The sequence below is a fragment of the Leifsonia sp. McL0627 genome, assembly GCF_058244615.1.
The window spans coordinates 900,022-926,537 of record NZ_JBZCGM010000003.1 but is presented as its reverse complement, the minus strand read 5'-3'; the positions used below and the strand labels follow the sequence as shown (position 1 = coordinate 926,537).

At 68.5% G+C, this 26,516-nt stretch carries 23 protein-coding genes, 4 tRNA genes and 1 pseudogene; 16 read left to right on the top strand and 12 right to left on the bottom strand.

Annotated elements, in window-relative coordinates; translation table 11 throughout:
* Positions 1–142: 142 nt before the first annotated feature.
* The 3 genes from AC37TH_RS12650 to AC37TH_RS12640 all read right to left on the bottom strand — a co-directional run bounded on the left by AC37TH_RS12650 (position 143) and on the right by AC37TH_RS12640 (position 437).
* Positions 143–217, bottom strand: a tRNA-Val gene (locus tag AC37TH_RS12650).
* Between the two features lie 20 nt (positions 218–237).
* Positions 238–311: transfer RNA gene (locus AC37TH_RS12645), tRNA-Cys, on the bottom strand.
* A gap of 53 nt (positions 312–364) precedes the next feature.
* A tRNA-Gly gene (locus tag AC37TH_RS12640) sits at positions 365–437 on the bottom strand.
* 164 nt (positions 438–601) lie between these two features.
* On the opposite strand from AC37TH_RS12640, the gene AC37TH_RS12635 reads away from it, so the two are divergent.
* Positions 602–674: transfer RNA gene (locus AC37TH_RS12635), tRNA-Val, on the top strand.
* A 91-nt stretch (positions 675–765) separates the two neighbouring features.
* Here AC37TH_RS12635 and AC37TH_RS12630 read toward each other — a convergent pair.
* Positions 766–1,275 (bottom strand): MarR family winged helix-turn-helix transcriptional regulator, encoded by a 510-nt coding sequence (locus tag AC37TH_RS12630; RefSeq protein ID WP_490764692.1) that lies wholly within the window; start codon positions 1,273–1,275, stop codon positions 766–768.
* Between the two features lie 9 nt (positions 1,276–1,284).
* On the opposite strand from AC37TH_RS12630, the gene AC37TH_RS12625 reads away from it, so the two are divergent.
* The 3 genes from AC37TH_RS12625 (at position 1,285) to AC37TH_RS12615 (ending at position 4,942) form a co-directional block, all read left to right on the top strand.
* Positions 1,285–2,352 (top strand): ABC transporter substrate-binding protein, encoded by a 1,068-nt coding sequence (locus AC37TH_RS12625; protein WP_490764691.1) that lies wholly within the window; start codon positions 1,285–1,287, stop codon positions 2,350–2,352.
* 77 nt (positions 2,353–2,429) lie between these two features.
* The gene (locus AC37TH_RS12620) at positions 2,430–3,929 is read left to right on the top strand and encodes an APC family permease (RefSeq protein WP_490764690.1); all 1,500 of its coding nucleotides are present in this window, start codon (positions 2,430–2,432) and stop codon (positions 3,927–3,929) included.
* Positions 3,926–4,942 carry an acetamidase/formamidase family protein gene (locus AC37TH_RS12615; protein WP_490764689.1) on the top strand — a complete coding sequence of 339 codons (1,017 nt, stop codon included), beginning with the start codon at positions 3,926–3,928 and terminating at the stop codon, positions 4,940–4,942. The genes AC37TH_RS12620 and AC37TH_RS12615 overlap by 4 nt, the downstream gene beginning before the upstream one ends.
* A gap of 7 nt (positions 4,943–4,949) precedes the next feature.
* On the opposite strand, the gene AC37TH_RS12610 is transcribed toward AC37TH_RS12615, so the two are convergent.
* From AC37TH_RS12610 to zapE, 4 genes are all read right to left on the bottom strand, one after another.
* Positions 4,950–5,306: a type II toxin-antitoxin system PemK/MazF family toxin gene (locus AC37TH_RS12610; RefSeq protein WP_490765111.1), complete on the bottom strand. Its 357-nt coding sequence runs from the start codon at positions 5,304–5,306 to the stop codon at positions 4,950–4,952.
* Positions 5,307–5,370: 64 nt separating this feature from the next.
* Complete coding sequence (locus tag AC37TH_RS12605; protein WP_490764688.1) at positions 5,371–6,672, bottom strand: ammonium transporter; 1,302 nt, start codon at positions 6,670–6,672, stop codon at positions 5,371–5,373.
* 114 nt (positions 6,673–6,786) lie between these two features.
* On the bottom strand, positions 6,787–8,061 hold the full coding sequence (locus tag AC37TH_RS12600) for an ammonium transporter (RefSeq protein ID WP_490764687.1): 1,275 nt from the start codon (positions 8,059–8,061) through the stop codon (positions 6,787–6,789).
* A gap of 202 nt (positions 8,062–8,263) precedes the next feature.
* The gene (gene zapE / locus AC37TH_RS12595) at positions 8,264–9,313 is read right to left on the bottom strand and encodes a cell division protein ZapE (RefSeq protein WP_490764686.1); all 1,050 of its coding nucleotides are present in this window, start codon (positions 9,311–9,313) and stop codon (positions 8,264–8,266) included.
* Positions 9,314–9,468: 155 nt separating this feature from the next.
* Here zapE and AC37TH_RS12590 point away from each other — a divergent pair, with 155 nt between their 5' ends.
* From AC37TH_RS12590 to AC37TH_RS12575, 4 genes are read left to right on the top strand one after another with little or no spacing between them, the layout of a single operon-like run.
* Complete coding sequence (locus AC37TH_RS12590; protein ID WP_490764685.1) at positions 9,469–10,368, top strand: sulfurtransferase; 900 nt, start codon at positions 9,469–9,471, stop codon at positions 10,366–10,368.
* A 9-nt stretch (positions 10,369–10,377) separates the two neighbouring features.
* On the top strand, positions 10,378–10,821 hold the full coding sequence (locus tag AC37TH_RS12585; RefSeq protein ID WP_490764684.1) for a SufE family protein: 444 nt from the start codon (positions 10,378–10,380) through the stop codon (positions 10,819–10,821).
* A 55-nt stretch (positions 10,822–10,876) separates the two neighbouring features.
* Positions 10,877–11,161, top strand: coding sequence for an ArsR/SmtB family transcription factor (locus AC37TH_RS12580; protein WP_490764683.1), 285 nt, complete (start codon positions 10,877–10,879; stop codon positions 11,159–11,161).
* A complete protein-coding gene (locus AC37TH_RS12575) occupies positions 11,158–11,547 on the top strand; it encodes a VOC family protein (protein WP_490764682.1) in 390 nt (129 codons plus the stop codon). Before AC37TH_RS12580 ends, AC37TH_RS12575 begins: the two co-directional genes overlap by 4 nt.
* On the opposite strand, the gene AC37TH_RS12570 is transcribed toward AC37TH_RS12575, so the two are convergent.
* Positions 11,544–12,749: an alpha/beta hydrolase family protein gene (locus tag AC37TH_RS12570; RefSeq protein ID WP_490764681.1), complete on the bottom strand. Its 1,206-nt coding sequence runs from the start codon at positions 12,747–12,749 to the stop codon at positions 11,544–11,546. The two genes, AC37TH_RS12575 and AC37TH_RS12570, sit on opposite strands and share 4 nt — an antisense overlap.
* Before the next feature lie 99 nt (positions 12,750–12,848).
* Here AC37TH_RS12570 and AC37TH_RS12565 point away from each other — a divergent pair, with 99 nt between their 5' ends.
* The 4 genes and pseudogenes from AC37TH_RS12565 to AC37TH_RS12550 all read left to right on the top strand — a co-directional run bounded on the left by AC37TH_RS12565 (position 12,849) and on the right by AC37TH_RS12550 (position 18,049).
* Complete coding sequence (locus AC37TH_RS12565; RefSeq protein ID WP_490764680.1) at positions 12,849–13,442, top strand: DUF3000 domain-containing protein; 594 nt, start codon at positions 12,849–12,851, stop codon at positions 13,440–13,442.
* On the top strand, positions 13,435–14,631 hold the full coding sequence (locus AC37TH_RS12560; protein WP_490764679.1) for an HRDC domain-containing protein: 1,197 nt from the start codon (positions 13,435–13,437) through the stop codon (positions 14,629–14,631). The genes AC37TH_RS12565 and AC37TH_RS12560 overlap by 8 nt, the downstream gene beginning before the upstream one ends.
* 71 nt (positions 14,632–14,702) lie before the next feature.
* Positions 14,703–15,907 (top strand): annotated as a pseudogene (locus tag AC37TH_RS12555) (thiolase family protein).
* Between the two features lie 3 nt (positions 15,908–15,910).
* Entirely contained in the window at positions 15,911–18,049 is a 2,139-nt protein-coding gene (locus AC37TH_RS12550; protein ID WP_490764678.1) for a 3-hydroxyacyl-CoA dehydrogenase NAD-binding domain-containing protein, read from the top strand.
* A 53-nt stretch (positions 18,050–18,102) separates the two neighbouring features.
* On the opposite strand, the gene AC37TH_RS12545 is transcribed toward AC37TH_RS12550, so the two are convergent.
* Complete coding sequence (locus AC37TH_RS12545) at positions 18,103–18,717, bottom strand: TetR/AcrR family transcriptional regulator (protein ID WP_490764677.1); 615 nt, start codon at positions 18,715–18,717, stop codon at positions 18,103–18,105.
* A 78-nt stretch (positions 18,718–18,795) separates the two neighbouring features.
* On the opposite strand from AC37TH_RS12545, the gene AC37TH_RS12540 reads away from it, so the two are divergent.
* The 4 genes from AC37TH_RS12540 to AC37TH_RS12525 are packed head-to-tail and all read left to right on the top strand — an operon-like array spanning position 18,796 to position 25,068.
* Positions 18,796–20,136 (top strand): extracellular solute-binding protein, encoded by a 1,341-nt coding sequence (locus AC37TH_RS12540; protein ID WP_490764676.1) that lies wholly within the window; start codon positions 18,796–18,798, stop codon positions 20,134–20,136.
* On the top strand, positions 20,133–21,149 hold the full coding sequence (locus tag AC37TH_RS12535; protein ID WP_490764675.1) for a carbohydrate ABC transporter permease: 1,017 nt from the start codon (positions 20,133–20,135) through the stop codon (positions 21,147–21,149). The genes AC37TH_RS12540 and AC37TH_RS12535 overlap by 4 nt, the downstream gene beginning before the upstream one ends.
* A complete protein-coding gene (locus AC37TH_RS12530) occupies positions 21,146–22,093 on the top strand; it encodes a carbohydrate ABC transporter permease (protein ID WP_490764674.1) in 948 nt (315 codons plus the stop codon). The genes AC37TH_RS12535 and AC37TH_RS12530 overlap by 4 nt, the downstream gene beginning before the upstream one ends.
* The gene (locus AC37TH_RS12525; protein ID WP_490765110.1) at positions 22,090–25,068 is read left to right on the top strand and encodes a glycoside hydrolase family 2 TIM barrel-domain containing protein; all 2,979 of its coding nucleotides are present in this window, start codon (positions 22,090–22,092) and stop codon (positions 25,066–25,068) included. The genes AC37TH_RS12530 and AC37TH_RS12525 overlap by 4 nt, the downstream gene beginning before the upstream one ends.
* 84 nt (positions 25,069–25,152) lie before the next feature.
* Here AC37TH_RS12525 and AC37TH_RS12520 read toward each other — a convergent pair whose 3' ends face one another.
* Positions 25,153–26,130 (bottom strand): aldo/keto reductase, encoded by a 978-nt coding sequence (locus AC37TH_RS12520; RefSeq protein WP_490764673.1) that lies wholly within the window; start codon positions 26,128–26,130, stop codon positions 25,153–25,155.
* Positions 26,127–26,507, bottom strand: a complete 381-nt coding sequence (locus AC37TH_RS12515) for a MerR family transcriptional regulator (protein ID WP_490764672.1) — start codon at positions 26,505–26,507, stop codon at positions 26,127–26,129. Before AC37TH_RS12515 ends, AC37TH_RS12520 begins: the two co-directional genes overlap by 4 nt.
* Between the last annotated feature and the right edge of the window lie 9 nt (positions 26,508–26,516).

The window sequence follows — 26,516 nt, the reverse complement described above, 5'->3', positions numbered from 1 at the left end:
GGCGCGTGCTGGAACCACGAGATGCCAGTAACTGTGCCGAAATCGGGCGGAATCGACGCAGTTCCTGGCATCTCGCTGGCCAGCCTGCGGGCGCTTGCCCGGCGGAATGACAAAACCCCCGGAACAAGCCGGGGGTTTGTGTTGGTGGGCGATACTGGGATCGAACCAGTGACCTCTTCCGTGTCAGGGAAGCGCGCTACCGCTGCGCCAATCGCCCAAGCCTGGATGCTTCCAGGTTGGAGGTGGATACGGGATTCGAACCCGTGTATACGGCTTTGCAGGCCGCTGCCTCGCCTCTCGGCCAATCCACCGTTTGGGTTCACCACCGTTGTGAGAAGCCCGACCTTTCGGTCGGGCTGACTCGAGCGGATGACGAGATTCGAACTCGCGACCCTCACCTTGGCAAGGTGATGCGCTACCAACTGCGCTACATCCGCATTTCGTTCCGCATCTCTGCGGCACTTGAATGACTTTAGCTGATGCCCACGCGGAAAACCAAACCGGGCCACGCGGCCGGGTGTGTCGCACTCCGGATGTGCGCCGGGCCCCGTTCGTCGGCTAGTATCGAGTCTCGCAGCCGGTTCACGGCAGCGAAACCCCAGGGCGATTGGCGCAGTTGGTAGCGCGCTTCCTTCACACGGAAGAGGTCATCGGTTCGAGTCCGGTATCGCCCACAGCAGGCCACGGGAGACCGTGGCCTTTCGTGTTTCCGAAGACGTGCGCGAGCGCGAACGGGAACGAGAACGCGGCCACATCCACCCGCACTCAGCGGCCCGTCTCCCCCGCGTCCAGCCGCCCGGCCGCCTCTCCCGTCGCCGCCGTCAGCCGCGTGACGACCTCCGCGCCCAGGATGGCACGCATCCTGGCGTCCCATGCCGCCACGATCGCACGCATGGCGTCGAGCCGGGATGCGCCGTGGTCGGAGAGGCGCACCGTGATGCGGCGCCGGTCTGCCGCGTCGGCGAGCCGATACACGGATGCGTCGTCTTCCAGCGCATCCACTGTTCTGCTGAGGGAGGAGCCCGGCAGGCCGGACTCGGCGGCGAGCTCTCCCATGGTCGGGGCGTCGAGGGCGTCCACCAGTTCGAGGAGCCGCCACTGCTCGACGGTGGCCTGCGACTCGGCGAGCGCCGCAGCGAGCCCTCTGGTCAGCCGCTGCTCGACGTCGGAGAGCTTGACGATGGCGTCGGCGAGTGTCGCGTCGCCGTGTCGCGTCACGATCGTTCCGGTGCGACCGTCGTGCATGGCGGGGGCCCCCTTCGTCTGTGCGGTCATACTAGTGCTGTGAACTCGGATGTCACCGTCGCGCTGACCAGCGACCTGCTGCTGCGCGAGCCTGCGCGGGAGCGGACGACGGTCGCTCTGCTCGTGCCGCTCTCCGGGATCATGGGCGTTGCCGGGCCGTCGATCGTGAACTGCGCGATCCTCGCCGCAGAAGAGGTGAGCGCCACGTCCGGCCGGGCCATCGAGCTGGTCATCGTCGATGCGGGGCGGGACCCGGCGTCGGTCGCGGCCGAGGTCGACGTGCTGGTCGGCACCGGGCTGGTGCGCGGGCTCGTCGGGACACACCCGTCGGATGTCCGGGAGGCGGTCGACCGTGTCGTGCGGAGGCGTGTCCCCTATGTCTTCACTCCGCCGCACGAGTATCCGCGCTCCGATCACGCGTCGTTCTACTTGGGCGTCGGACCCGCGGAGCAGGTGCGCCGGCCGATCAGGTGGCTGGGCGCGCACCGGCGGGTGAAGCGGTGGGCGCTCATCGGCAACGACTACGTGTGGCCGAGGCAGATGCACCACGCCGCCGCGAGCATCCTGGTGGAGCTGGGGCACGAGGTGGTCCTGGACCGTCTCGTCCCCGTCGGGGGCGTCGACACCCAACGGCTCGTCGGCGAGGCAGAGGCTGCTGGGGCGGACGCCGTCCTGGTGTCGCTGATCGGGAGGGACGGCATCACGTTCCAGCGTGGCTTCGCTGCGGTGGCGACGCGGCAGCTGGTGCGGCTGTACACGGCGTTCGACGAGAACAGCCTGGTCGCCTCCGGTGGGGACGCGTCCAGCTCGGCGTTCACGACGCTGCCGTCGTTCGTCCTGCAGAACGACGACCGCCACCACCGGTTGATGGAGCTGTACGCCTCCCGGTTCGGAGCCACGGCGCCCGTGCCCGGCGCGTACGCCGAGAGCGCTTACGAGGGGATGCACGCCCTCGCGACCCTGTGCACCAGCGGGATGCTCGCCGGAGGCACCACGGTGACGCGTGCCGGCGCCGCCCTCCTCCACTCCGCGACGAGACGGTCGCCGCAGCTCGCTTTCGCGGACGGCACCGAATTGCGGGTCGTCGACGATCTCGCTCTGGTGTAGCCTGTCCAATTATTTCCAGCTGGAAATATCTTCCGAGGTCTGACGAAGCCCCCTTCGTCCCGAAGAACGGACACCCCGTGACAGTTCCGAACACCCCAGAAGCATCAGGATCGCCCCACTCGGCCCCTCCGGCGGGCGCCGACGGCGAACAGCAGGGCGGCATCGAGCAGTTCGGCTACACCCAGGAACTCCGACGCAAGCTGACGTTCACCGATCTGCTCGTCTACGGCCTGATCTTCATGGTGCCGATCGCCCCGTTCGCCATCTTCGGCAGCGTGTTCCAGGCGTCGGGCGGCATGGTCGCCGCCGCCTACATCGTCGGGATGCTCGCGATGATGTGCACGGCGAACTCCTACGCCCAGATGGCGCAGGCGTTCCCGATGTCCGGCTCGGTGTACACCTATGTCGGCCGCGGCATCGCCAAGGTGCTCGGCTTCATCGCCGGCTGGATGATCCTGCTCGACTACATCCTCATCCCCGCCCTGCTGTATTTAGCGGCGTCCATCGCCATGAACGGCATGATCCCCGGTGTGCCGCTGTGGGGCTGGCTGCTCGTCTTCGTGGCGCTCAACACCGTCATCAACTACCTCGGCATCCAGTTCACCGCCCGCGTCAACAAGGTGATGCTGGTGCTGGAGCTGCTGGTGCTCGCGGTGTTCCTGGTGATCGGCTTCGTCGCGGTCGCGCAGGGCAAGGGCAACGGGCTCACCTTCGAGGCGTTCTTCAACCCGCACACGTTCTCCTGGCCGCTGGTCTTCGGCGCCGTGTCGATCGCGGTGCTGTCGTTCCTCGGCTTCGACGGCATCTCCACGCTGGCGGAGGAGAACTCGGGCACGAGCAAGTCGCTCGGTCGCTCGATGATCTTCGCGCTGCTCCTCGTCGGCGTGCTCTTCGTGGTGCAGACGTGGGTGGCGGCGATGCTCGTCCCGCATCCGGATCAGCTGATCAGCAAGGGGGATGCGGCCGGCACGGCGTTCTACCAGGCTGCTGCTCAGGCGGGCGGCCCGTTCATGTTCGTGCTGACCGCCGCAGCGACGGCCATCGCGTGGGGCTTCGCGAACGCGCTGGTGGCCCAGGCCGCGACGTCCCGGCTGCTGTTCGCCATGTCGCGCGACCGTCAGCTTCCGAAGTTCCTCAGCAAGATCGACCCGAAGCACGGCGTTCCGGTGAATGCGACGTTCGTCGTCGCGGGGATCTCGCTGGTGCTCGGCCTCTACCTGACCTGGCTCCCCGACGGTCTGAGCGCCATCTCCGTGCTGGTGAACTTCGGTGCGCTGACAGCGTTCGTGCTGCTGAACGTCGCCGTGATCTGGTGGTTCATTGTCAAGCAGCGCTCCAAGCGCTGGTTCGTGCACCTGGTGCTTCCTGCCCTCGGCCTGCTGATCCTGCTCGCCGTCATCTACAACGCGCGCGCCTCGGCGCAGATCCTCGGCGTGATCTGGCTCGCCGTCGGCATCGTGCTGGCGCTCGTGTTGCGCAGCAGAGGCAGGATGACCGACCCGACCGCAACGGGCACACTGGATGCGGGGACCTCGACAGGCCCAGGAACCGACACCACGGAGGCGAACGCACGATGACCGTCCACGAACTGAGACCGACCCCCGACGAGTTCTCCTACGTCTTCGGTGGCGTCGAGCCCCGGCTGAGCATCCGGCCAGGCGACATCGTCGAGGTCAGCACGGAGGACTGCTTCGGCGGACGGGTGACCAGCCAGGACGACCTGCCCAGCCGCGTCGTCCCGTTCTCCGAGCTCAACCCGGTGGCCGGCCCGATCGAGGTCGAGGGCGCAGAACCCGGCGACCTCCTCGCCGTGCACTTCGTCTCGATCGTCCCGGCCCGCCCGTACGCGATCTCCAGCACGTTCCCGCTGTTCGGCGCTCTCACGCCGACCCACGAGACGGCGATGCTGAGCGGCGCGCTCGAGGAGCGCGTGTGGTTCTACGACATCGATCTGGAGGCGTGGACGGCCACCTACCGCGCACGCGCCTCCGACTACACCCTGGAACTTCCGCTCGACCCGATGCACGGCACGGTCGGCGTCGCCCCTGCGAGCGGTGAGGTGCGCCTCGTCGTCACCCCGTCCACCCACGGCGGCAACATGGACACCCCGGAGGTCCGCGCGGGCACCACGCTCTACCTCCCCGTGAACGTGGCAGGGGCGATGCTCTCCCTGGGCGACGGGCACGCCAGGCAAGGCGAGGGCGAGGTCTGCGGGACCGGGCTCGAATCGGCGATGAACTCCGTGATCGCGGTCGACCTGGTCAAGGGCGGAGCCCCCGCCTGGCCGCGCCTGGAGAGCGATGACTTCCTGATGACCACCGGCTCCACCCGCCCCCTGGAGGACGCGTACCGGATCAGCCAGAAAGAACTCGTCGACTGGACGAGCGACCTGACCGGCCTCGACACGATGGATGCGTACCAGCTGGTCAGCCAGCTCGGCCTGTCCCCCGCGGCGAACGTCTGCGACCCCAACTACACGATGGTCGCGAAGCTCCCCATCTGGGCGGTGAAGTCGGCGGTCGCGTACGGCGGCGTGCACAAGCGGCTCCGCGCGGCCGCCGAGAGCTACACGGCCGCGAGAGGGGCGTGACGACGGCTCACCGCCACCCGTACCTCGCCGCCAGCGCGTCGCGCACTACGCCGTAGCGACGCCGGTCGAGCGCCGTCGCCTCCCTGCGCATCCCCGCCTGGTGGAGACGGAAGACCCGATCGGTGTTGACGTAGCTCGGTCGGCGCTGCGCATCCCAGGCTCCGGTGCCGATCGGCACGTATTCGGTGCGACCGTCGTGCGCCTGGCTGGTGAGCTGCACGGCGAGGACCGTTCCGGCGCGCTCGGAGGCGACGACGAGCACCGGGCGGTCCTTGCCCCTGCCGTCCCGCTCCTCGTACGGCACCCAGGTCCAGACGATCTCGCCGGGGTCGGCGTCGCCGTCGGTGCGCGGCGCGTACGACATGGTCACGCGGCCGACGGCGCGCGGGTCGACTTCGACGGTCGCGGACGGTCCTGACCGGCCCGGCTCATCCCCTGCCGTCCGCGGGGCCGCCCGCTGCGCCGACTTCTGGGCCGACTTCTGGGGCGTCGTCGCTACTGTCTGGTTCTTCTTCGGCCGCAGCGCGTTCGTGATCGCGCGCACCAGGTTCATCGGGAATGCCACCGTCCGCACGATACCGGAGCCGGGTGAGCCCGATCGTGTATCGCAGCGCGATCGCGATCACCAGCGACACCACGAACGAGTACAGCGCGACGCCGAGGCCCGCGATGGCCTGCGAGACGAACAGGTCGAAGTTGCCGCTGTCGACCATTCCGTCGCCGGAGGCGAACAGACCGATGTAGAGCAGCCCGACCAGGCTCGCGACGATGTGGATGACGCAGATCGTCATCGGGACGCCGAACCGCGCCCTGGCGGCCAGGTCCACCATGCTCGCGCAGGCGACGGCGGCGAGCGCGCCGAGCAGCAGCGACCAGCCGATCGTGAGCACGCCGGAGGCCGGGGTGATCGCGACGAGGCCGGAGACGGCCCCGCAGAGGGCGCTGGTCACCGTTGGGCGGCGCAGCAGCACCCTGTCGACCAGGATCCACATCAGTGCGCCGCCCGCGGAGGCCATCAGCGTGTTCAGCGCGATCACCGGCGCGAAGGCATCCAGTGCGCCCTCCGAGCCGACGGTCAGGCCGAACCAGCCCACCCAGACCAGCGCCCCGCCGATCGCCACCAGCGGGAGGCGTCTCTCGCCCGCCACCGGATGGTCGCGGTGGCCGCAGGCGAGGATGACACCCGCCGCGCCGCTCCCCGCAGCGAGACTGACCGGGAGCGCTCCCCCGAAGTCGATCACGTGCAGCCCGGCGACCGCCCAGCCGTCGCTGAGCGCGAACACCGCGTAGCCGGCCGGGAACAGCACGAGCACCGACCAGAGCGCCGAGAACACCGCCCAGGCTCGCAGCGTCACCCTGGATGCCACCGCCGTTCCGAGGATCGTCACCGCGACCGCGCAGACGGCGATCAGATAGCCGGCCCGCGCCAGCGGATACATCGTGGAGGCGCCGCTCCTGCCGGGCGAGAACAGGTCGGAGAGCCCCCAGTCCGGTCGCCCGATCACGTGGGCGATGAGCGGGCTGCCCGCGAGCATCCCGTAGCCGCCGAGCACGGCGAGGACGACCACGATGGCCGAGCCGACGATGGCCGCCCGGAGCGCCGTCGCTGCGCCGCGCGCTCCCGTCATGCCGCCGTAGAAGAACGCGAGCCCGGGGACGACCGCCATGACGAGCGTCGCGGCCACCAGGAGCATGAGCGCGTCGACCTGCTCGCTCGTGGCTGGCGTCATCCGTCCTCCTCGTCGCGCGAACCGGGCATCAACACATTACTTGCCGCGAACGCGAAGCGGGGCGCCGCCCGAAGGCGACACCCCGCTCGCGTGCTGTGTTGCTGCTGGAACCGGTCAGACCGTCTCGAGGGCGTAGCCCTCTTCGCCGTGCACCACCGTGTCGACGCCGGCGAGCTCGTCCTCGTTCTTGATCCGGAAGCCCATCGTCCGCTGGATGACCGTGCCGATGATCCAGGCCAGTCCGAAGGAGTAGATCATCACGCTGAACGCGCCGATCGCCTGGGCTCCGAGCTGGGTGAGGCTGCCGCCGTAGAGGAGGCTGGAGAAGCCCTTCGTGGCGTCGCCGTCGATGTGGGTGAAGCCGAAGACGCCGATCCAGAGCGTTCCGATGAGCCCACCGATGAGGTGGATGCCGACCACGTCGAGCGAGTCGTCGAACCCGAGTTTGAACTTGAGGTCGATGGCGACGGCGCAGACCGCACCGGCGACGAGGCCGAGGAGGATCGCGAAGCCGGGGGTCAGGATGTTACAGGCCGGGGTGATGGCGACCAGGCCCGTAACGGCTCCGGACGCTGCACCGATGGAGGTCGGCTTGCCGTCCTTCAGCTTCTCGACGATCAGCCAGCCGATCGTCGCGGCGGCGGGAGCGGCCAGGGTGTTGACCCAGGCGAGAGCAGCCACGCCGTCCACTGCGGCTTCCGATCCGGCGTTGAAGCCGAACCAGCCGAACCACAGCAGGGCTGCGCCGAGGAGCGTGAGCGGCACGTTGTGCGGCTTCGACATGCCCTTCTGGAAGCCGACGCGCTTGCCGAGCACCAGGGCGAGTGCAAGGCCCGCGGCTCCGGCGTTGATGTGGACCGCCGTGCCACCCGCGAAGTCGTTGACGTGCAGGAGGGCGGGCGCCCAGCCGTCGGCCAGGTTGAACACCCAGTACGCGACGGGGAAGTAGACGACGGTGACCCAGATGCCGGCGAACACCATCCACGCGCCGAATTTGGCGCGGTCGGCGATCGCACCGGAGATCAGGGCGACGGTGATGATCGCGAAGGTGGCCTGGAAGCCGGCGAAGGCGAGGCCGCCCAGGTCCGGCGTGAGGCCGTCCTTGCCCATCAGGCTGGACAGGAACCAGTCAGGCGTTCCCAGGAAGTGCGGGATGAGCGGCTTGCCGAAGGCGAGGCCGTACCCGTAGAACACCCACAGGACTCCCACGATCGCCATCGCGCCGAAGCTCATCATCATCATGCTGATCACGCTCTTGGCACGGACCATTCCTCCGTAGAAGAACGCCACGCCGGGGGTCATCAGCAGAACAAGGGCGGCGGCGACGAGCAGCCACAGGGCGTTGACGGTCCCTACGGGTGCGTAGTCCGCTGCTGTGTGTAGCAACATACGTTGGTCTACCTCTCTCATGAATGCGCACGGGCCCCGGTCTGGCTGATCGGTGACCGTTTCGGGGTGTGCCCAGTTTCATCACGGGAGGTTTCCGTGGAGGGATGCTCGTGTTTCGGGTCTGTTACGCATCCACTATGCGTGTAAACATCGTGTTTCGTGCCGCCACGAATCAGTCGTGCACTGCCCCATCGAGCACTGCTCAGTCGTGCGGAGGAAGTTCCCCGGTGGTCAGCGCGATCATGCGCGACACGGAGCGCAGGTACTTCTTGCGGTAGCCGCCGCCGAGCATCTCCTCGTCGAAGACCTCGCTGAGCGGAGTGCCCGTTTGAACGATCGGGATCTCGGCGTCGTAGACGCGGTCGATGAACGCCACCAGACGGAGCGCCGCCATCTGGTCGTGCAAGATGAGCACATCCGTCAGGCCGATGACATCCACGCCGTCGAGCAGCTTGATGTACCGCGACGGGTGCACGGTGGCGAGGTGCGCGATCAGTGCGTCGAAGTCATCGCTGGTGACTGTCTCCCCGCGCGAGGCGAGGGCGGAGGCGATCCTGTCGTACTCCTCGCGCTCGACGGTGACCGCCCTGCCCTCCGTGTCGCGGCGGCGGTAGTCGAGGCCGTCGATGCGGATGGTCTCGAAGTTGGCGGACAACGACTGGATCTCGCGGAGGAAGTCGCTCGCGGCGAACCGGCCCTCGCCGAGCGCGTTCGGCGGGGTGTTGCTGGTGGCCGCGATCCGGGTGCCGGAGGCGACGAGCTCGCCGAGCATCCTGGTCATCATCATGGTGTCGCCCGGGTCGTCGAGCTCGAACTCGTCGATGCAGATGAGGGCGGAGCCGCGCAGCAGGTTCACGGCGCCCGCGTAGCCGAGCGCTCCGACCAGGGCGGTGTACTCGATGAACGTTCCGAAGTATTTGGGGCCGGGCGCCTCGTGCCAGAGCGCCGCGAGCAGGTGCGTCTTGCCGACGCCGAACCCGCCGTCGAGGTACACGCCCGGCTTCGCCTCCGCCTTCTTGCGGTTGCGGCTGAACAGTCCGGCCGGGCGCTGCGGCTCCCACGACTTCGCGAACGAGCGCAGCAGGCCGACGGCCTCCGCCTGCGACGGATAGTCGTGGTCCGGCCGGTACGACTCGAACGTGGCGTTGTGGAACTGCGACGGTGGAACCAGCGACGACGCGATCTCGGCCCCGGTGATCTGCGGGGCACGGTCGGCGAGGCGCACGAGGGCGCCGGTCTGGTCGATCGTCATGGAAGCTGCACCTTTGTGTCGAAGTCTTACCGCACCGGTTTACGCGCAGATAGCCTGGAACGTAAGTTCGCACAGTGTCGGGGTATCAGCCTAAACCGACGCAGCCGATTGTTCCTTTTCGCGCTCACGAGGCGCCCCCTGGAGGTAATGCACCCATGTCCATCGAGGTCGACCGGTCCCCTGTCTTCGCCGAGTACGCGCATCCGGAACGGCTGGTGAGCACCGAGTGGCTCGCCGAGCACCTCGGACAGCCGGGACTGGTGGTGGTGGAGTCCGACGAAGACGTTCTGCTCTACGAGACCGGGCACATCCCCGGTGCCGTGAAGATCGACTGGCACACCGACCTCAACGACCCGGTGCAGCGCGACTACGTCGACGGCGAGCACTTCGCCGCGCTGCTCGGCTCCAAGGGCATCGCCCGCGACACGACGGTCGTCATCTACGGCGACAAGAACAACTGGTGGGCGGCGTACGCGCTCTGGGTGTTCACGCTGTTCGGGCACGAAGACGTGCGGCTGCTCGACGGCGGCCGGGACAAGTGGATCGCCGAAGGCCGTGAGCTCACCAAGGAGAAGCCGGTCGTCACCCCGGTCGAATACCCCGTGATCGAGCGCGACGACACCGTCATCCGCGCGTTCAAGGATGATGTGCTCGCTCACTTCGGCAAGCCTTTGATCGACGTGCGCTCCCCCGAGGAGTACAGCGGCGAGCGCACCGAGATCCCCGGCTACCCCACCGAGGGCGCCCTCAGGGCCGGTCACATCCCATCGGCGGCGTCGGTGCCGTGGGCGAGGGCGGCAGCTCCGGATGCGACGTTCAAGCGCCGCGCGGACCTGGAGTCCATCTACCTGGGCGACGCCGGCTTGAAAGAGGGCGACGACGTGATCGCGTACTGCCGCATCGGCGAGCGGTCGAGTCACACCTGGTTCGTCCTCACCCACCTCCTCGGTTTCGAGAACGTGCGCAACTACGACGGTTCGTGGACCGAGTGGGGTTCCGCTGTGCGCGTACCGATCGTGACGGGCAGCGAGCCGGGCGAGGTTCCGGCGAAGTAGCCTTGTCGTATGACTGATTCGTCTGCCCTGGCGCCCGCGCTCGCGGAGATCCGCGACGACTTCCTGGCGCTCGAGCAGCCGGACCGGCTGCAGCTGCTGCTGGAGTTCTCCGAGGAGCTGCCGGATCTTCCGGAGCGTTATCGCGACCATCCCGATCTGTTCGAGCGGGTCGTGGAGTGCCAGTCGCCGGTGTACATCTTCGTCGAGGTGGACGAGCGCAACATCGTCCACCTCTTCGCGACCGCACCGGAGGAGTCTCCGACCACCCGCGGGTTCGCGTCGATCCTGGCGCAGGGTCTCGCCGGGCTGACCGCCGACGAGGTGCTCGCCGTTCCGGACGACTACCCGCAGACGCTCGGTCTCACACAGGCGGTCTCGCCCCTGCGCATCCGGGGCATGTCGGCGCTGCTCGGCCGCACGAAGCGTCAGGTGCGGGAGAAGCTGGCCGCGTAGCGGTACACGCACCCGGTGCTTGATATGCAAGCCTGGACTTGCGTATCATGTGGCTGTGGTTGATGTGTTCCGCGCCCTGGACGATGCAACGAGACGTCTCCTCCTCGACGAGCTCGCCGCACGGGACGGGCGCACACTCTTCGACCTGTGCACGACGTTGGTCTCTGTCCATGGTGTCGGCCTGACGCGGCAAGCGATCTCGCAGCACTTGGACGTCCTGGAGGCTGCCGGACTCGTCGTCACCGAGCGTCGCGGACGCTCGAAGTTCCATTACTTCAACCCGGCCCCGCTTCGCGAGATCACGCAGCGGTGGCCGGCTACGAAAGGAAAGCCCCGATGAGAATCGCACTCACGACCGTGTTCGTCGATGACCAGGAGGCTGCGCAGCGCTTCTACACAGAGATCCTCGGCTTTACGCTGCGACACAAAGTGCCCATCGGGGACGACTTCTGGCTCACCGTGGTCTCCCCTGACGACCCGGACGGGCCGGAACTCCTGCTCGAGCCGTCCGGCCACCCTGCCGTGCAGCCGTTCCGCGACGCCCTGCTGGCGGACGGGATCCACGCCGCTCAGTTCGCGGTCGATGACGTCCACGCCGAATACGAACGCCTGCGCGAACGCGGCGTCATGTTCACTCAGCCGCCAGCGGACATGGGTACCGTCGTCATCGCCGTGCTCGACGACACCTGCGGCAACCTGATCCAACTGGTCACGCCCAACCGCTAACTCGCGGCCTCTGCCTCGGTCGGCGCCTCCGCGTCGATGTGCTCCTCCAGCCAGCCGGCGATGGACGTGCTCCAGCGCTCCTCGTCGTAGTTCCAGAGCTTGGTGTGCAGCGCGGTCGCGAACGGCACGAGGGTGACGATGTCGCTGCGGGCCTCCGCCAGCGCTCGGGAGGCGGTGGACGGCACGAATCCATCGTCGTCGCTGTGCAGGATGAGGGTGGGCAGGCTGAGGTCGGCGGCGCGGGCGACGAAGTTCATGCTGGTGAGGTCGATCGGCGCCGCCTGCCCGGTGAGCGGGCCGCCCCAGGTCGACTCGATCAGCCGGAGCGCACCCTGGGTGATCGGGTCCGGCAGGCGCAGCATCCTGGCCTGGTATTCGAGGGTGTCGATCCAGTCGATCACCGGCGACTCCAGGATGATGCCGCGCAGGAGGCCGAGCGACGACGAGCGGGTGATGGTCTGCAGCACCACCGCGCCGCCCATCGACCAGCCCATCAGCACGATGGCGGTGGCGCCGTTGTCCGCCGCGAACCGCAGGGCGGCGTCGATGTCGTGCCACTCGGTGCCGCCGAGGCCGTAGCGGCGGTCGGCGCTGTTGGGGGCGTCCCCGTCGTTGCGGTACGAGGCGAGCAGACAGGTGTAGCCCTGCTCGTGGAAGGTGCGGACGCCGCGGAGCCCTTCCTGCCTGGTGGCTCCCCAGCCGTGCACCTGGATCACCCAGCGGCCGGTGTCCGCCTGGGGCTCCGGCGGGAACAGCCACGCGGGCGCCTCGCCAAGTTCGGTGTCGATGATGACGCTCTGCACCGGCAGGCCCAGCTCGGACGGTTCGAGGTAGTAGTACCCGCTGATGCGTCCGCGGCCCGGCCGCAGCTCGCCGAACGCCACGGACTCCAGCGTGCGGGTGACCGAGCCGCCCTCGCGGGAGATGACGCCGCCGATCTTCGCGTATCCGGCCTCCTCCGCGAACCACAGGCCGTAGCGACCGGGTACGGAGGAGTCCGGCGTCTCGCGCAGCGTGACCGTCCCTGCATCCTCGTCGACTTCCCGGATGCTCTGGTTCTGCGGCCGCTTGCGCACTGGTGTGACGACGGTGCGCGCCACCCTGGTCATGATGAGGACTGCTCCGGCTCCGGCCGCGAGGCCGAGGACGGCGGCCGCGACAGCGGCCGTGCGGACGGATTTCGCGAACGTCGAACGCGCCATGCCGTCAGCGTATCCCCGATGCGCCGGACGGGTGTTCAGGACTTCCTCAGGCGGCGTGCCTTACCGTCGCCACCCGGCTAGGACCATAGTGTTCCTAACGTGCCGACAACACCCTCGACCCCACGCACTCCCCCGGAGTTCGCCGCGGCGCTGGAGACGATCCGCAACGCGAAGGCCCGCCCGGAGCTCGTGGTCACCGAGATCCCAGCGCCCGGCCAGCTTGCGCCATACTCCGTCGCGCTCGCGGCCGACGTCCAGCCGACCAGGCACGGAAGTGACTCCGACCTCGGCACCGGCCGGTTCATCCTGCTCTACGACGAGGACGAGCCCGAGGCCTGGGGCGGCCCGTTCCGCATCGTCTGCTTCGCGCAGGCTCCACTGGAGACCGATATCGGGCTCGACCCGTTCCTCGCCGACGTGGCCTGGTCGTGGCTGGTGGACGCACTGGATGCGCGGCACGCCAAGTACACGGCCGCGAGCGGAACGGCCACCAAGATCATCTCCACCGGTTTCGGCGAGCTCGCCGCCCAGGGCGACGGCTCCCAGATCGAACTGCGCGCATCCTGGAGCCCGTTGGAGAGCGACATCACCGCGCATGTCGAGGGCTGGGGCGAGCTGCTGTGCATGCTCGCTGGGCTTCCGCCGACCGGCGAGGGGGTCAGCCTGCTGACCAGAAGGGCGCCGCGTGGCTGACCATCACGTCATCGAGACGAGGGACGAATACCTCGAAGCCGTCGAGACCATCGCGGCGGGGAACGGCCCGGTGGCCGTCGACGCGGAGCGGGCGAGCGGCTTCCGGTACTCTCAGCGCGCCTATCTGATCCAGGTCTTCCGCCGCGACGCAGGCACCTTCTTGTTCGACCCTCCCGCGATCGGGCGTTTCGACGAGCTGAACGCCGCCATTGCAGACGACGAGTGGGTGCTGCACGCGGCCACGCAAGACCTGCTCTGCCTGCGCGAAGTCGGACTCGACCCTCACCACCTGTTCGACACCGAGCTGGCCGCGCGCCTGCTCGGGATGCCCAGAGTCGGCCTCGGCACCGTGGTGGAGGAACTGCTCGGCATCCACCTCGCCAAGGAGCACTCGGCGGCGGACTGGTCGACCAGGCCGCTGCCGGAGCCGTGGCTCGTCTACGCCGCCCTCGACGTGGAGCTGCTGCCCGACCTGCGGGATGCGGTCTCGGCGCTCCTCGAGGAGCAGGGCAAGACGGCGATCGCCCAGCAGGAGTTCGCTGACGAGCTCTCCCGCGACCTCAAGGTGGTGCGCAACGAGCCGTGGCGGCGCCTGTCCGGAATCCACTCGATCAGGGGCATCCGCAATCTGGCCGTCGCCCGCGAGCTGTGGCTGAGCAGGGACGAGCTCGCGCGCACCAGCGACATCGCGCCCGGCCGCCTGGTTCCGGATGCGTCGCTCACCGCCGCGGCGAAAGCTATGCCTGACACGAAGCGCGGCTTGGCGTCGCTCCGCGAGTTCAACGGACGCGCGAGCCGCACCGAGATCGACCGCTGGTGGGCCGCCATCGAGGCCGGACGCACCACCGACGACCTGCCCGTGATGCGCGGCAACGGCGATACCCTGCCTCCTCCGCGCGCGTGGGCGGACAGAAACCCCGAGGCGGACGTCAGGCTGAAGACGGCGCGCGCCGCGATCGTCGCCCTCTCCGAGGAGCTGTCCATCCCGGTCGAGAACCTGCTGACGCCGGAGACGCTGCGCCGGGTGGCGTGGACTCCCCCGGAGACGCTGGACAGTGCATCCATCGGCGCCGCCCTCGCGCAATGGGGCGCCAGACCCTGGCAGATTGAGGCAACCTCACAGTCGATCGCCCAGGCGTTTGTGGAAGCCAGCCAAATCGGCCCGGAGGTCGCTGAGTCGGATTCGTAGAAAGAATCAAACGATTCTTTCCCTCTCCTCGGTGTCCCTAGGATCGAAATCGACCTGATTTGGGAGGCATTGTGGCCGAAAGAGCTGATGTCGTCTTCGTCGACGGAGTTCGCACTCCGTTCGGGCGAGCCGGCGAAAAAGGGCAGTACTGGAACACGCGCGCAGACGATCTGGTGGTCAAAGCCATGATCGACCTGCTGGAGCGCAACCCGAACGTGCCCAAAGACAGGATCGACGACGTGGCCATCGCGGCCACCACGCAGCAGGGCGACCAAGGGCTCACCCTCGGCCGCACGGCTGCGCTGCTCGCCGGCCTGCCGAAATCGGTGCCGGGCTTCGCCATCGACCGGATGTGCGCTGGCGCCATGACGAGCGTCACCACACTCGGCTCCGGCATCGCCTTCGGGGCGTACGACCTGGCCATCGCCGGCGGCGTCGAGCACATGGGACGCCACCCGATGGGCTTCGGCGCCGACCCCAACCCGCGCTTCCTCTCTGAGCGCCTGGTCGGCGAAGACGCCCTCAATATGGGCATGACGGCCGAGCGCATCCACGACCGGTTCCCTGCGCTCACCAAGGAGCGCTCCGACCGCTACGCGATGCGCAGCCAGCAGAAGACCGCCGCCGCGTACGCCGCAGGCAAGATCCAGCCCGACCTGGTGCCCGTCGCCCTCCGCTCCGAGAGCGGCTGGGGCCTCGCCACCCAGGACGAGGGGATGCGGCCGGAGACCAACATGGAGTCGCTCGCGACCCTGCGCACCCCGTTCCGCCCGCACGGCCGCGTCAGCGCGGGCAACTCGTCGCCGCTGACAGACGGCGCGACCGCGAGCATCCTCGCGTCGGGCGACGCCGTGAAGGAGTTCGGCCTGCAGCCGAAGATGCGCATGGTGAGCTTCGCGTTCGCCGGCGTCGAGCCGGAGATCATGGGCATCGGCCCGGTGCCGTCGACCAGAAGGCGCTCCGCAAGGCGGGCCTCAGCATCGACGACATCGGACTGTTCGAGCTGAACGAGGCGTTCGCCATCCAGGTGCTGTCGCTGCTCGACCACTTCGGCATCGACGACGAGGACCCGCGCGTCAACCAATGGGGCGGCGCGATCGCCGTCGGCCACCCGCTCGCCGCCAGCGGCGTCCGGCTGATGATCCAGCTCGCCGCGCAGTTCGCGGAGCACCCCGAGGTCCGCTACGGCCTCACCGCGATGTGCGTCGGACTCGGCCAGGGCGGCAGCGTCATCTGGGAGAACCCCCACTACAACAAGCGCGCCCGGAAGGCCTGACACGTGACCGACTACAGCAAGATCGACTTCAGCCCGCTCGTCGACCTCACCTCCGACGAGGTCGTCACCCACTCGTTCGTCAAGGACATCCCGCTGCCGAGCGGCAAGACGCTCGCTCTGGTGACCCTCGACAACGGCCGCGACCACACGCGTCCCAACACGATGGGCCCTGCGACCCTCCTGGAGCTCGGGAAGACCTTCGACGAGCTCACCGAGCGCGCGGGCCGCGGCGAGATCGACGCGGTCGCCGTCACCGGCAAGCCGTTCATCCTCGCGGCCGGGGCCGACCTCAGCCGCGTGGGCGACATCCCGAGCGTCGAGGTCGCCAAGCTGCTCCCCCAGCTCGGCCACTACGTGCTCGGCAAGCAGGCGACGTTCGGCGTGCCGTCCTTCGTGTTCACCAACGGGCTCGCGCTCGGCGGCGGCGTGGAGATCGGCCTGAACGCCGACTACCGCACCATCGACAGGTCGGCGGCGGCGTTCGCGCTTCCCGAGGTCTTCCTCGGCCTCATCCCCGGCTGGGGCGGCGCGTACCTGCTGCCCAACCTGATCGGCATCGAGAACGCCCTCAAGGTCGTCGTCGAGAACCCGCTCAAGCAGAACAGGATGCTGAAGCCCCAGGATGTCTTCGACCTCGGCATCGCGGACGCGATCTTCGACTCCGCGAGCTTCCTGGAGGACTCGCTGAAGTGGGCGGACTCCGTCCTCACCGGCGCGCTCACCGTGAAGCGCCCGAACGTGCCGGGCAAGGTCGAGCGCATGGTCAAGTGGGACGCGGCCATCGGCATCGCCCGCAAGATGCTGGAGAGCCGCATCGGCACGGTGCCGAAGTCGCCGTACGCCGCTCTCGACCTCCTCAAGGCCGCCAAGTCCGGCACCAAGGAGGAAGGCTTCGAGCGCGAGGACGACGCCCTCGCCGAACTCATCTCCGGCGACCAGTTCCAGGCGAGCATCTACGCGTTCAACCTGGTGCAGAAGCGCGCGAAGCGCCCGGCAGGGGCTCCGGACCGCAAGCTCGCGAAGAAGGTCACCAAGGTCGGCGTGATCGGCGCAGGATACATGGCCAGCCAGTTCGCGCTGCTGTTCGTGCGCCGCCTGCGGGTGCCGGTGGTCATCACCGACCTCGATCAGGCGCACGTCGACAAGGGCGTGGCGTACATCCACGACGAGATCGGCAAACTGCAGGAGAAGGGCCGCATCTCCCCGGATGAGGGCAACCGCCTGCGCGCGCTCGTCACCGGCACGACGGACAAGTCCCTGTTCGCCGACGCCGACTGGGTGATCGAGGCCGTGTTCGAGGAGCTGTCGGTCAAGCAGGACGTGTTCGCGGAGATCGAGCAGTACATCTCCGACGATGCCGTGCTCGCCACCAACACCTCCTCGCTATCGGTGGAGCAGATCGGCGCCAAGCTGAAGCACCCGGAGCGCCTGGTCGGCTTCCACTTCTTCACCCCGGTGGCCGTCATGCCGCTGATCGAGGTCGTGAACACGCCGAACACGGACGAGGCGACACTCTCGACCGCCATGGTCACGGCCGCCACGCTCAAGAAGAACGCGGTCATCACCGCCGACACCCCCGGCTTCGTGGTCAACCGCGTGCTGGCCAAGGTGCTCGGCGAGGCGATGCACGCGGTCGACGACGGAACGCCGTTCGAGACGGTCGACGAGGCGTTCGCGCCGCTCGGCCTCCCCATGCCGCCGTCCGCGCTGCTCGACCTGGTGGGGCTCAAGGTCGGCGCGCACGTGCTCGACACGCACCACGCCGCCTTCCCTGACCGCTTCTACCGCAGCGAGAACCTGCACAAGCTGGCCGAGTACGGCACCCTGCTGGAGAAGGACTCGAAGGGCAGGGTCAAGGGCATCGACAAGCAGGCGGCGAAGATCGTCTCCGGCGGGAAGAACCCGTGGACGAAGGAGCAGATCCTGCGCGGGCTCGAAGACGGCCTCGCCGACGAGATCCACCGGATGCTCGTGGACGACCACGTCGTCGCGGCACCGGAGGACATCGACCTGTGCATGATCCTCGGCGCCGGCTTCCCGTTCCAGATGGGCGGCATCACGCCGTACCTCGACCGGGTCGGCGCATCCGAGCGCGTCTTCGGGGACACATTCCAGCACCCGCCGGTGAAGGGCGTTCTCTAGCGCTCGGCGCACAACGCTGTCGACGGGCCGGTGACCGCATCCTGATGGTGTGGTCACCGGCTCGTCGGCTGTTTCACCACCAGGTCGAGGTAGGCGCGCAGCGTGGCACCCGCGTCGATCAGCTCCGGCGTGTACAGCCACTGCAGCTGGATGCCCTCCCACAGCGCGATCACGGTCGCTGCGGCGACCGCGGGGTCCACTCCCTCGCGGAGCCGCCCCTGGTCGCGGAGGGCGGCGAACTCGGCCTCGTATTCGGTGCGGAGCTGGTCGTAGCGGTCGAGGAAGTACTCGCGTCCAGGATGGTCCTCCGTCACAGCCTCGGCCGACAGCACGCTGTACAGGGCGATCAGGCCGGGAATGCGCTCATTGGCCGCCGCCTGGGAGACGATGTGCCGCTCGAACGGCTCGCGCGACGTCGGGGCGGTCTCCCCTCCTCCCAGCTCGTCGCGGAGGGCGAGGACGGCGAGCAGCACGTCCTCCTTGCCGGTGAAGTAGTGCTGCAGGTTGGACAGGCTGATACCGGCCGCCGACGCGATCTCGCGCAGCGAGCTGGCGTGGTAACCGCGCGTGGCGAACACGCGGTACGCCTCTTCGACGATCTGGCGGCGGCGTGCGGCGCTCTTCGCGTACGGTCCGCGTCGGCGGGGACCGGGGGTCTCGATATCCACATCCTTAAATTAGGTCACGCGCGCTACTTTTGTATATGGTCGCTGTACACGTATTCCACTCACGACGAAGTGAAGGACATGACGCAACTCACACGACGAAGTCTCCTCAGCCTGGGAGCCGCGGCGGGGGCCGCGGCACTCCTCGCCGGCTGCAGCACTCCCGGCACCACCTCCGTGAACAGCAGGCCGCTCATCCAGCCGGCGGCGAGTGGAGAGAAGATCACCCTCACGTACTGGGCCTGGCTGAAAGACCTGCAGAAGGTCGCGGACGTGTGGAACGCCACGCATCCGGATGTGCAGGTCGAGGCGGTCTGGATCCCCGGCGGCAACAGCGGCGGCTACCAGAAGCTCTACTCCGCCCTCGCCGCGGGCGGAGGCCCTGACCTCGCCCAGGTCGAGCTGCGCTCGGTGCCGGAGTTCATGCTCGTCAACGGCCTGGTCGACCTGTCCAGGTACGGTGCGAACGACTACGCCGACCGCTACGACCGCACGCTGTGGAACCAGGTCAGCTACGTGGACGGCGTGTACGCCATCCCCCAGGATTCCGGGCCGATGGCGTTCTACTTCCGTCCCGACCTCTTCCAGAAGGTGGGGGCGACGGCGCCGACCACCTGGGACGAGTGGATGAGCACGGGCGCGGAACTGCGCAAGGCCGGCTCCTGGATCGACACGTTCAACTACGCGGACCCGTCGTGGTTCGCCGCCATCGCCGCGCAGGCCGGAGCATCCTGGTTCGCGGTCGACGGCGACCGCTGGACCATCGACATGACCGACGACGCCACTCTGACCGCCGCCCGCTTCTTCGACAAGGCCATCGACGACGGCCTCATTCAGACCGCATACGGCGCGTACTCGACCCCGTGGTTCGCCGCGGCCGCCTCGAACCAGATAGCCGGCCTCACCAGTGCCAGCTGGGGCGACGCGCTGCTGGAGGGCGTCTCCGGCGGTGAAGGCAAGTGGCGGGTCGCGCCGATGGCGCGCTGGGGGTCGACCGGCTACGGGTCGAGCGCCCTCGGCGGCTCGACGGCCGCCGTGCTCGCCAACAGCAAGCACCCGAAGGAGGCTCTCGAGTTCGCGGTCTGGATGACCACCAGCCACGAGGGCATCGACGCGATGATCGAGAACAGCGGCATCGGCTGGTCGCCGTCCGCCGACTTCATCGGCACCAGCAGGATGAAGCCCTCGAAGTTCTTCGGCGGCCAGAACTACAACGAGGAGGTCTTCCTCCCCGCCTCGAAGCAGCAGAATCAGGACTGGTCGTGGTGGCCGATCACGCAGCAGTCGTTCAACATCCTGGCGGACGGCTTCCGCAAGAAGTCGTCCGGCCAATCGCTCGTCGACGCCGTCGCGCAGAGCGAGAAGAACATCATCACCGCGTTCCGGAACAAGGGACTCAGCATCGAGAAGGTGAACTCGTGAGCGGCGTGCGCACCGTCGCACGCGCAGACACCCGTCCCAGTGCGCGCAACGGCAGGCGCGGCGTTCGCACCACATGGGCGCCCTGGGTGCTGCTCGGCCCGTTCCTCGCGCTGTTCCTGCTGACGTTCATCCTGCCGATCATCGTCGCCATCGGCAGCAGCTTCACCAAGGTGACCAGGCAGGGAGTGTTCGGCGAGAAGGGTGTGACCAGCGAGTTCGCCTGGTTCGCCAACTACGCGCAGGCACTCTCGAACGGCAACTTCATCGCCTCCATCGGCCGGATGCTGCTGTTCGGCGTCGTGCAGGTCACCTTCATGATCGCCCTCTGCACCGTGCTCGCGCTGCTGCTGGAGTCGGCGTCTGCCCGGTGGCCGGGGATGTTCCGGGCCGTGTACTTCCTGCCGTATGGCATCCCCGGCGTCGTGGCGACCATCCTGTGGTCGTTCCTCTATGTGCCCGGGCTCAGCCCGCTGGTCGACTTGGCGAACGCGTTCGGCCTGCAGGTGGACTTCCTTGGACCCGACACCGTGCTCTGGTCGATCGCGAACATCGTCACCTGGACATACACCGGCTACAACATGATGATCATCATCGCCCAGCTCAAGTCGATCCCGACCGAGGTGTACGAGGCGGCGAAGGTCGACGGCGCGAGCCCATGGCGGGTGGCGCTGAGCATCCAGTTGCCGCTGATCAAGCCCGCGCTCATCCTGACGACCGTGTTCTCGATCATCGGCACCCTGCAGCTCTTCGCGGAGCCGCAGGTGCTGCAGACCGTCTCCCCCGCGATCGACAGCGAGTACACACCCAACCTCAGCGCGTACACCACGGCGTTCGCGTACAACGACTACAACGTCGCGGCTGCACAGGCCGTGCTCATCGCCCTGGTCGCGTTCCTGCTGTCGTTCGCGTTCCTGCGCCTGACGAACAGGCCGGCACCGAAGAGCAAACCGGCCCCGACGAGCAAAGCGGCCCCAGACAGTAAACCGGCCACGACGAGCAGGAGCGCGAAATGACCGCCGCCGACACGCAGACCGGCACCACCGGCAATGTCGCCGCACCGGGCACCTCGTCCGTCACCGCGCAGAAAGCGCACGGCACCGGTCCTGACCACAAACCGGGACGCCGGCCGGGGATGCGCATCCTGGTCACGGGCATCCTGGTCGTCGTCGCGGTGTACTTCCTCGTGCCCGTCTACTGGGTGATCGTCGCGGCCACCAAGACCACCCAGGACCTGTTCGCGACCAACGGGTTCTGGTTCGCCCCGACGTTCGCGCTCTGGCACAACCTCAGCGAAGTGCTCAGCTACGACAACGGCATCTTCGTGCGCTGGTTCCTCAACTCGGTGCTCTACGCCGGGGTCGGCGCGATCCTCGCGACGTACTTCGCGGCGGCCGGAGGGTACGCGCTGTCGAAGTACGCCTTCCGCGGGCGCGGACTGATCTTCGGGCTGGTGCTCGGCGGCGTGCTGGTGCCCGGCACGGCGACGGCGCTTCCGCTGTTCCTGCTGTTCAGCCAGCTCGGGCTCGCGAACACGTACTGGTCGGTGCTGCTGCCGTCACTCGTCTCCCCGTTCGGGCTGTTCCTCTGCCGCATCTACGCAGACGCGACGGTCGACACGGCGCTGATCGAGGCGGCGAGGATCGACGGGGCAGGCGAGTTGCGGATCTTCCACACGGTGGGCTTGCGGATCATGGTGCCGGCGCTGGTGACGGTGTTCCTGTTCCAGCTCGTCGGAATCTGGAACAACTACTTCCTGCCGTTGGTGATGCTGTCGGACAACACGCTCTACCCGATCACCCTCGGCCTCAACAACTGGCGCAGCCAAACCGACAGGCTGCCGGAGTTCTACGAGCTGACCACCGGCGGCGTCCTGCTGTCGATCATCCCCCTCGCCATCGCCATGATCGTGTTGCAGCGGTTCTGGCGCGGCGGTCTCACCGAAGGATCCGTGAAATAGTGCTCACCCCTGCGTACCTGTCCGACACCGCGCCGGGCTCCGGAGCCCGCACCGCCCCGCGATCGTGGCTGCACTCCGATGCGCCGTCCCTGTCGTTGAACGGCGACTGGGCGTTCCGGCTCTCCCCCACGGCAGCACTGTCCGACGACGTCGCGAGCGCGGACTTCGACGACTCCGGATGGGCGGAGCTGCCCGTGCCGTCGCACTGGGTGCTGCACGGCGACGGCGAGTACGGCCGGCCGATCTACACCAACGTGCAGTACCCGTTCCCGATCGACCCCCCGCACGTTCCGGATGAGAACCCGACGGGCGACCACCGCCGCCGGTTCACGCTCCCGGAGGACTTCGCGGCGGCCGAGCGGGTGCTGCTGCGGTTCGACGGCGTCGAGTCGCTGTACAAGGTGTGGCTCAACGGCATCGAGGTCGGCGTCGGGGCCGGGTCTCGGCTCGCGCAGGAGTTCGACGTGACCGACGTCGTGCATCCCGGAGAGAACGTGGTCGTGGTGCGGGTGCACCAGTGGTCGGCGGCCAGCTATCTGGAAGACCAGGACCAGTGGTGGCTGCCCGGCATCTTCCGCGACGTGACCCTGCTCGCGCGCCCGGCGGGCGGCATCGACGACGTGTGGCTGCGCACCGGATACCTCGACGGGTCCGGCACGGTCGAGGTGGAACTGACCGCCGCGGCATCGGCGTATCCGGTGACCCTGCACATCCCGGAGCTGGGGGTGGAGCAGGTCTGGGCGAGCGCGGCCGACGTGCAGCCGGTGACCGTGGATGCGGTGGAACCGTGGTCGGCGGAGACGCCACGGCTCTACGACGTGACGGTGTCGAACGCGGCGGAGACGATCGCGCTGCGCGCGGGCTTCCGCACAGTCGAGATCGTCGGCGACCGGTTCCTCGTGAACGGCCGCCGGGTGGTGTTCCACGGGATGAACCGGCACGAGACCCATCCGACCCGAGGCCGTGTCTTCGACGAGGAGCACGCCCGCGACGACCTCGCCAGGATGAAGCGGTTCAACGTCAACGCCATCCGCACCAGCCACTACCCGCCGCACCCGCGCCTGCTCGACCTCGCCGACGAGTTCGGCTTCTGGGTGATCGACGAGTGCGACCTTGAGACGCACGGCTTCGAAAAGGACGGCTGGGTCGCCAACCCCAGCGATGACCCGCGCTGGCGGGAGGCATACCTCGACCGCATCCGGCGCACCGTCGAGCGCGACAAGAACCACCCGAGCATCGTCATCTGGTCGCTCGGCAACGAATCGGGCACCGGCGCCAACCTCGCCGCGAACGCCGCGTGGGTGCACGACCGCGACCCCGGGCGACCCGTGCACTACGAGGGCGACTACACCGGCGAGTACACCGACGTGTACTCGCGGATGTACTCCTCGGTGCGCGAGACGGCGGAGATCGGCACGGACGGCTCGCGGTACCCGCTGCTCGCCACCACACCGGCGCAGGGCGCGCGGCAGCGCACCAAGCCGTTCCTGCTCTGCGAGTACGCGCACGCGATGGGCAACGGGCCGGGAGCCCTGGATGCGTACGAGCGGCTCGTGCACGAGCACCCGCGCTTGCACGGCGGGTTCGTCTGGGAGTGGCGTGACCACGGCATCCTGACGACGACGCCCGACGGCACGCCCTACTACGCCTACGGCGGCGACTTCGGCGAGGTCGTCCACGACGGCAACTTCGTCATGGACGGCATGATCCTCAGCGACGACACCCCGACACCGGGGCTCGCCGAGTACAAGGCCGTCGTGCAGCCGATCCGGTTCGCCTTCGGAGAAGGAACGGTGACGCTCACGAACCTGCGCCACACCGCCGACGCCTCCGACCTCGCCTTCCGCTGGCGGGTCGAGCACGACGGAAGCCGGGTGTCGCGGGGTGAGCTGGCCGTCGGCGAACTCACGGCCGGTGCCTCGGTCGTCGTCCCGCTGCCGGAGGTGGAGGTGGCTGCCGGCGCGGAGACCTGGCTGACGATCGACGCTGTGCTGTCGTCCGGCACAGCGTGGGCGGAGGCCGGGCACGTGGTCGCGAGCGGACAGGTGGACTTGAGCGCGCGCATCCCGATGGTTTTCGTGCCGCCTGTCGTGTCGGCACGTACGGCGGGGGTGCCGGAGCGACTGACCCTCGGACCCGCCGAGTTCGAGGACGGCGCGCTGGTGCGGCTGGGCGGACGCGACGTGGCCGGCCCTCGCCTCGAACTGTGGCGCGCCCCGACGGACAACGACGAAGGCGCCTCCCGGGCGGAAGAGGGCGAGGACGACGCGAGCATCGACGGCGTCTCCAGCGCAGCGCTCTGGCGGGCGGAGGGGCTCGACCGTCTCACCCACCGCGTGACGGCGGTCGAGCACGACGCCGGATCGCTGCTGGTGCGCACGCGGGTCTCCGCCGCGAACTCGTCGGCAGCCGTCTGGGTGGATGCGCTCTGGACGCTCGACGCCGACGGCGTGCTCACCCTGCGTGCCGACATCGCCCCCTCCACCGGATGGGACACCGTGTGGCCGCGTATCGGGCTGCGGTTCGATCTGCCGGACGGCACGGCGGCCGTCGACCGCGCCGAGTGGTTCGGCCGCGGACCGCTGGAGGCGTACCCGGACAGCATGACGGCCGCGATGGTCGGCCGGTTCGGCGCGACGGTGGACGAGCTGAACGTGGTCTATGCGCGCCCGCAGGAGACCGGACACCGCGCGGACGTCCGCTCGCTGACGCTCGGCACCGCCGGCGCGGAAGCACTGCGACTCGAGCTGATTCCGGACACGGCCGGCCGCCGCCCCGGCTTCAGCCTGAGCAGGCACACCCCGCAGCAGGTCGCCGCCGCCGGGCACCCGCACGAGCTGCCCGTGAGCGCGACGACCTACCTGTTCGTCGACGCCGCGCAGCACGGCCTCGGCTCCCGCGCCTGCGGCCCGGACGTCGCCGCCGAACACGCGCTCCGGCCGGAGGCGCGCACCATCACGATCCGCTTCGCCTGACCGCCCCCCAACACAAACGAGTGGTCCCGAATTGCCGTGCGGCACGATGTGCGCACGGCGATTCGGGACCACTCGTTGGGCCTGCTAGCGGTTGAGCGGCGTCATGTCCGCGTAGCGGTCGCCGACGGCGGGCGCGACGGAGCTCAGCCGCTCGAGCTGCTCCGGCGAGAGCACCAGCTCGTCCGCCGCCACGTTCTGCTCCAGGTTCTCCACACGGCGGGTGCCCGGGATGGGGGCGATGTCGTCGCCCTGCGCCAGGAGCCACGCGAGCGCCACCTGGCCGGGCGTCGCCCCTGCCTCGCGGGCCACCGCATCCACCTGCTCGACGATCCGGATGTTCGCCTCCAGGTTGTCTCCCTCGAACCGCGGGTTGAAGCGGCGGAAGTCGTCCGGGGCGAGGTCGTCGAGCGTACGGATGGTTCCGGTCAGGAACCCGCGGCCGAGCGGGGAGTACGGCACGAAGCCGATGCCGAGTTCGCGGACGGTCGGCAGGATCTCGGCCTCCGGGTCGCGGCTCCAGAGCGAGTACTCGGTCTGGATCGCCGTCACCGGATGCACGGCGTTCGCCCGGCGGATCGTCTCCGGAGCCGCCTCTGACAGCCCGTAGTGGCCGATCTTGCCCTCGTCGATCAGCTCGGCCAACGCACCGACCGTGTCCTCGATCGGGGTGCCAGGGTCCATCCGGTGCTGGTAGTAGAGGTCGATGTGGTCGGTCTGGAGGCGGCGCAGGGAACCTTCGACCGACAGCCGGACGTTCTCGGGCGAGCCGTCCATGCCGCGCTCGTCCGTCGTCCTGTGCAGGATCGTGCCGAACTTGGTCGCGATGACCACCTGGTCGCGCTTGCCGGCGAACGCGCGCGCCAGCAGCTCCTCGTTGGCGTACGGGCCATAGATCTCGGCGGTGTCGAAGAACGTGACCCCCAGGTCGATGGCGCGGTGGATGGTGCGGATCGAACCGGCGTCGTCGTCTCCGGCGCCGGTGTAGAACGCGGACATGCCCATGCAGCCGAGGCCGAGACGCGAGACCTCGAGCTTCTCGGTGCCGAGTGTGATCTTCTTCATGCGGTTACCTTCTCCTGATAGAGACCGATCTTGTGGTCGATGGCGGCGAGACTGGCCGTGACCTCCTCCAGCTGCTTCGCCACGTTCATCCGGTGCACGAGCAGCAGTTCGAGCCGCTCGGCGGTGCTGTCGTCGCCGCGACGCGCGAGCTCGGTGTACTCGCGCATCTTCGCGATGGGCATGGCGGTGAGGCGCAGCTTGGTGAGGAAGCCGACCCAGGTCACGTCGGCGTCGGTGTAGCGGCGGTGCGTCGACGACGCCCGGCCGACAGGCACGATCATCAGCCCCTCGCGCTCGTAGTAGCGCAGCGTGTGCGTGGTGAGGCCCGTGCGTTCCGCGACTTCGGAGATCGAGAGTTCGGTCGCTGTATCGGTCATGCTTGCCAC